General features: G+C 77.4%; 3 protein-coding genes. 2 read left to right on the forward strand and 1 reads right to left on the reverse strand.

Going from position 1 to position 3716, the window contains the following annotated elements; genetic code table 11:
* The coding region (locus tag MCM47_RS44410) for a GAF domain-containing protein (protein ID WP_238951695.1) at positions 1-1764 on the reverse strand (1764 nt) is incomplete at its 3' end.
* 92 nt (positions 1765-1856) lie between these two features.
* Between MCM47_RS44410 and MCM47_RS44415 the strand changes: the two genes are divergently transcribed.
* Positions 1857-2189 (forward strand): DUF4326 domain-containing protein, encoded by a 333-nt coding sequence (locus tag MCM47_RS44415; protein ID WP_238864686.1) that lies wholly within the window; start codon positions 1857-1859, stop codon positions 2187-2189.
* Positions 2190-2330: 141 nt separating this feature from the next.
* Positions 2331-3644 carry a PQQ-binding-like beta-propeller repeat protein gene (locus MCM47_RS44420; protein ID WP_238864687.1) on the forward strand — a complete coding sequence of 438 codons (1314 nt, stop codon included), beginning with the start codon at positions 2331-2333 and terminating at the stop codon, positions 3642-3644.
* The last annotated feature ends 72 nt before the right edge of the window (positions 3645-3716 follow it).

Consider the following 3716-nt stretch of genomic DNA (forward strand, 5'->3'; position numbering starts at 1 on the left):
CCCGCCGAGGCCGGTGAGCAGTCCGCGCTCCTCCACGGTGAACGCGCGGGGCTCGTCGAAGCCGATGATGCAGCTGCCGACGGGGTGCCCGGAGGCGATCAGCGGCAGGAACGCCCAGGCGCCCATCTCGTCGAGGGCGATCCCCGGGTAGGCGGCGGCGAGGGCGTGGACGTTCTCGAAGAAGATCGGCGCGCCGGTGCTGAGCGTCTCGGCCCCGGGCACCCGGGCACCCGTCGGGGTGCCCTCGAAGCGGTCGAGGAAGCCGTCGGGGTACCCGCTCTGCGAGATCAGGTGCAGTCGCTTGTCGCGGACGGCGTAGATGGCGAGCTCCTGGCCGCCGAAGGCCGGCAGGATCTGCTCCTCGACGGCGCGGCAGACCTCGCGGACGGTCACGGCCTCGCTGAGCGCGCTCGCGAGCTGCAGCAGGTGGTACATGCCGCCGACGCCGGGGCGGGCGCCGAGGTCGGGCTCGGGTTCGGTCGGCTTCCCGGTGCGGCCCGGCGGCGGCTCGGCGGCGACCACCCGGCCGGTGACGCCGTGTGCGTCCGGGTAGAGCGAGAAGGCGAACCAGTCGTCCGGCGGTCGGGCGGCCAGGAAGGCGGTGGGCTGCTGGGAGAGCATGGCGGCCCGGTAGCGGTTCTCGTAGACCGGGTCCGAGAGCCAGGGCAGCACCTCCCAGGGGTGGTGGCCGACCAGGTCCTCCCGGCGGGCGCGCAGCAGCAGCTCGACGCTGCGGTTGGCGTAGGTGATCCGGCCGTCGGGGTCGAGCGAGAAGACGCCGTCGTGCAGCCGCTCGACCGCGGCCGCGGCGGCGGTGCCGGTGCGGGTGTCCAGGACGGCGCCGACGAGGTGGGCACGCCCGTCGGGAACGCCCTCGGGGACGCGGGCCCAGAGCTCGACGGGGTAGTGGTGGCCGTCGCGGTCCAGCACCCGGACCCGGGCGGCCAGCATCCGGCCGTGGTCGAGGGCGGCCCGGGCGGCGGCGCGGAACTCGGGCAGGTCGCCGGGGGCGATCCGGGTGGTCAGGCTGGCCGCCCGGCCGTCGAACTCGGCGGGGGCGAGGCCGAGGATCTCGCAGAACTGGTCGTCGGCGGAGATCGCACCGGTGGCCACGTTCCAGTCGAAGAGCCCGACCCGGGTGGTGGGCGGCCCCGGGGGCGCCAGCTCGACCACCGCGGTGTCGCCGTTGGGCTCGATCGGGTACCCGGCCTCCTCCAGCTGCGCCAGTCCGGCGGCCAGCCGGTCGGCCGCCTTCCGCAGGTGCGACCGCGCCTCCTCCGGCACCCCGTCGTCGGAGGAGGGCCAGAGCGCGCTCACGACCCCGTACCGGGCCTCGCCCCTGCGGACCGGAACGCAGGCCGAGGCGTAGTCGTAGGGCAGACCGACGGCCAGCTGCGGGAAGCGCCGCATGGTGTCCTCGGTGTCGGACAGCGTGATCGTCCGCCCGGTCCGGTAGCACACCGCCACCGGCATCGGGCCCGCCGCGGCGACCCGGCGGAACGCGCTCATCAGCGAGAGCGGCACGCCCGCGATGGTGCAGAGCACGAGCGAGCGGCGGTCACGCGAGCGCAGGTAGACCAGCGCGCCGTAGGCGCCGGTGCTCTCCAGCGTGTTGCGGGCGGTCGTGGCCAGCAGGGAGTCCCGCTCGTGGGCGGCCCGGGCGGCGGCGTCGCTCCGCCGCGGACGGTGCGGGTCGGGACGCGTCGCCCGGGCACGAGCGGTCGGCTGCGGACCGGACGGGTCCGCCGGCACACCCTGGCGCATCCTCTCTTGCTACGCCGGGGTCAAGGGACTGTCAAGGCGAGCCCCCGCCGCCCCGGGGTGCCCGTCCGTCCCGGCTGCGCCAGCATGGGGGCATGCCGCCCCCTCCCGGCCCGACCACCGTGGTCAACCTCAAGGGCCACCGCGACGACCCGGACTACGCCGACGTGGTGTACGTCGGCCGCGCCGTGCACCGCGGCGGCTGGCACCTGGCAGAGTCCCCGCTGCACTGCCCGTACCGGCCCGGTCCCGACCTCACCCGCGAGGAGATGCTCGTCCGCTACCGCGCGTACCTCCTCGACCGCCCCGAGCTGCTCGCCCTCCTCCCCGGGCTGCGCGGTCGCCGCCTGGGCTGCTGGTGCGTCCCCCTCCCCTGCCACGCGGAGGTCATCGCCGACCTCGCCGACCACCCGCCGGAGGAGGCGTAGCCGAGGGCCGTCCGCAGGCGCGTCCGGCGGGCCCGCCGGAGCCGGGAGCGCCCGGGCGCCTGCGAACGACCGGGCGCCGCTCGGATATCCTCCGTCGGAAGGTGCAGCACGGCGGCTGCCCAGGGGGAATCGAGTACGGAGATGCAGCACCCGGCGTCCGGGCGGACCGACGCGGCCGAGGCGGCCTCCTGGCAGTGGGACGGCGAGGCCGAGGGAGCACCGGTGGCACCGGCCGACGTGATCGGCGGTGGCCGCGGGGACGACGACGGGCGGTGGCTCGGCCGGCGCCGGCTGCTGCTCGGCGGGGCCGGGGTCCTCGCGGCGGGTGCGGCGGCCTGGGCGCTCGGCCGCTCGGGCGGCGACGCCCGGGAGCCGGCGCCGAAGCCGCAGCCCACCCGGCTCAGCGGGCCGGCGCCGCTCTGGTCGTACCGGGGGCCCGAGGGGATGACGCCCGAACGGCTCGGCGACCGCCCCGCGCGGCCGCTGTTCCTCTCCCGCGCCGGCCTGCAGGTGCTCGACCCCGCCACCGGCTCGGTGCTGCGCACGCTGGCCGTCGACGCGCCGCGGTCCGACTGGCCGAGCGACACCGACCTGCCCGGCCTGCGGGTGGTCGTCTCCGGCGACCGGCTGTTCACCGCCTCGCCGGGCCACCTCGACTCCCGCCACCTCGTCGAGCCTGCCGCGGAGTGGAGCCTGCCGCTGGCCGAGGAGCTGGGCACCAGCGCGACCCTGTTCGGCGCCGACGGCGACATCGTCTTCGGCCGGGCCGAATCCCGGCCCTTCCTGGGGACCGGCAACCTGTTCGCCGTGCGCTACCCGGACCGGGCGGTGCTCTGGTCCCGGGCCTCGACCGGCGCCGAACGGCCGTTCTCCCCGGCGACCCCGGCCGGTGGCCGGATCCCCCTCCTCGACACCTCGACCGGCGGCGGCCGGCTCGTCCTGCTGGAGACGGCCACCGGGCGGCGGCTCTGGGAGGTGCCCACGGAGGTCGGCCTGGGCTGGGCGGTGGCCGACGAGCAGCACGTCTACGTCCCGCGGCACCCCGGCGCCGTCCGGGCGCTGCGGGTGGCCGACGGGACGCCGCACTGGTCGGTCGAGCCCGGCCCCGCCGACTCCAGCCGCTGCCTGCCGCCGGTGACCTCCGGCGGCACCGTCTTCGTCCCGCGCGACAGCGGCCTGGTGACCGCCCACGCCCTCGCCACCGGGGAGCGGCTCTGGGACGTCTGGCTGCCGTTCCGGCTGGACCGGCGCAGCCGCCCGCTGGTGGCGGGCGGGCTCCTCCTGGTCCCCGGTCCGGCCGCCTCCGGCGTCCAGGCACTCGACGCCGCAACCGGGGAGGAGCGGTGGACGTTCCGCGACTCGGGGCCGGGCGTGGACGTCTGGTCGCTGGCCGCCGACGACCACCGGATCTACGCCGGCCACGACGACGTGCTGCACGCGCTTCCGCTCGCCTGACCGGCACGCCCCGGCCCCGTCCGGGCCGCCCCGGCCCCGTCCGGGCCGCCCCGGCCCCGTCCGGGCCGCCCC

Source organism: Kitasatospora sp. A2-31, assembly GCF_022288725.1.
GTDB lineage: Bacteria > Actinomycetota > Actinomycetes > Streptomycetales > Streptomycetaceae > Kitasatospora.

What these genes read in the sequence shown, in the direction of transcription:
- MCM47_RS44415 (WP_238864686.1), top strand. Translation starts at nt 1,857, where the DNA reads ATGCCGCCCCCTCCCGGCCCGACCACCGTGGTCAACCTCAAGGGCCAC.
- MCM47_RS44420 (WP_238864687.1), top strand. Translation starts at nt 2,331, where the DNA reads ATGCAGCACCCGGCGTCCGGGCGGACCGACGCGGCCGAGGCGGCCTCC.